The organism is uncultured Campylobacter sp., from assembly GCF_938045535.1.
Taxonomy (GTDB): domain Bacteria; phylum Campylobacterota; class Campylobacteria; order Campylobacterales; family Campylobacteraceae; genus Campylobacter_B.
In genome coordinates, this window is the sequence record NZ_CALIMQ010000186.1 from 1 (window position 1) to 1339 (window position 1339).

Genomic DNA, 1339 nt, shown 5'->3' on the forward strand with positions numbered 1-1339 from the left:
TTAATCTTAAAATCTCGTTAGATAAAATGCCCCCGAAATTTTAATCAGGAGCAGATATGTATCTTTTCACAAGCGAAGTAGTAAGCCCAGGGCATCCGGATAAATGCGCTGATATCATCGCGGACAGCATCGTGGATGAAATTTTAAAACAAGATCCCAACGGGCGCGTCGCGGCGGAGGTTTTCATCGCGGGCAAACACGTAGTAATCGGCGGCGAAGTAAACGCCAAGATCGATTTTACCCACGACGATTACCGCCACATCGTAAAGGGCGCGCTTAGCGAGATCGGTTACAACGACAACCCTCATTTCACACGCGCGCAGTGCCTGCATCCGCAGGATCTGCAAGTGGACGTATTTTTAAACCAGCAAAGCCCCGACATCAACCAAGGCGTCGATCAAGAGGGTGGTGAGATCGGAGCGGGGGATCAGGGCATAATGTTCGGCTTCGCAAGCTGCGAAACGAAAAATTTTATGCCGGCGGCGATCACCTACGCGAGGCTTCTTTGCGATCACGTTTATGCCTACGCAAAATCCCATCCCAACGAGCTTGGCGTCGATATTAAGACGCAGGTTAGCGTCGATTACGGCACGAAGAGCAATTTCGAGGAGTGCAAGCCGCAAAGCATCCATACGATCGTGGTTTCAGCGCCATGCGTCGAGAGTATGAGTATCGAGCGCGTCCGAGATCTGATCGGAAATTTGATCGATTCGGCGGGGCTTCCGAAGGAGCTTTACGACAAAAGCAAAACGATCATCTACATCAACCCGACCGGTCGCTACGTAAATCACAGCTCGCTTCACGACAGCGGCCTAACGGGGCGCAAACTAATCGTCGATAGCTTCGGCGGCTACAGCCCGATCGGCGGCGGCGCTCAAAGTAGCAAGGACTACACCAAGGTCGATCGCAGCGGGCTTTATGCGGCGCGCTATATCGCCAAAAACATCGTCGCGGCGGGGCTTGCGAAAAAATGCATCGTCCAGCTCAGCTACGCGATCGGCGTCGCAAAGCCCATCAGCGTCAGCGTCGATTGTATGGGGACGAATTTAGGTGCGGCGAGCGACGATGAGTTGTCCGCTTTCGTGCTTGAAAAATTCCCGCTCACTCCGCGCTGGATCATCGATAAATTCGGCCTTGATCGCCCCGGTAAAGGAAGCTTTCTCTACGCCGACGTCGCCGCACGCGGACAGGTCGGAAACGACGAATACCCGTGGGAGCAGCTCGATAGCGTGGAGCTTTTTAAGGCTTTGAAATAAAATTTTGCGCTTTGCAATAGCGCCTTTTTAGCTTACGACATTCGCTAGGCTTGCAGCAGCGAGCCTAGCTCAATATTCCTACG

1 protein-coding gene is annotated in these 1339 nt (G+C 52.9%); it reads left to right on the plus strand.

Annotated elements, in window-relative coordinates; genetic code table 11:
• Positions 1 to 56 precede the first annotated feature (56 nt).
• Positions 57 to 1256: a methionine adenosyltransferase gene (gene metK, locus Q0095_RS05795; RefSeq protein ID WP_297882215.1), complete on the plus strand. Its 1200-nt coding sequence runs from the start codon at positions 57 to 59 to the stop codon at positions 1254 to 1256.
• The last annotated feature ends 83 nt before the right edge of the window (positions 1257 to 1339 follow it).

Bases quoted from the DNA above. Each gene is read 5' to 3' on its own strand.
- metK (WP_297882215.1), top strand. From the start codon at position 57: ATGTATCTTTTCACAAGCGAAGTAGTAAGCCCAGGGCATCCGGATAAA.